Genomic DNA, 286 nt, shown 5'->3' with positions numbered 1-286 from the left:
GCTTTGATATGCTCTCAAACATTAATGCTGGTGAAAACCGCGGCAGAAATCTACAGCAAGATTTTGTTGTACTGTCCTTACACCATGAGTTTTTACTCAGCAAGAAAGATACTGCTAGTAGGCAGGAGTTGTGGAGCAGTCGGCTTCGATTGCCGGAAAGTGTTGATCGCCTCGGTGTAGAGATGGCATTGCTAGGCTGGACTACCAAGGGAGGTGAGTTAAATCCATTACAGGTCACAGGAGGGTGGTTGTAATGATAATCATTATCAATTAATGTATTTGTTAT

1 pseudogene is annotated in these 286 nt (G+C 43.0%); it reads left to right on the top strand.

Features of this window, described 5'->3' with window-relative positions:
* A pseudogene (locus tag A3766_RS30890) lies at window positions 1–254 on the top strand (hypothetical protein); the annotation flags it as partial.
* Between the last annotated feature and the right edge of the window lie 32 nt (window positions 255–286).

It is taken from the genome of Oleiphilus sp. HI0132 (assembly GCF_001635845.1).
Note: the sequence above shows the minus strand (reverse complement) of the source record. Positions and strands in the feature narration are given on the sequence as shown.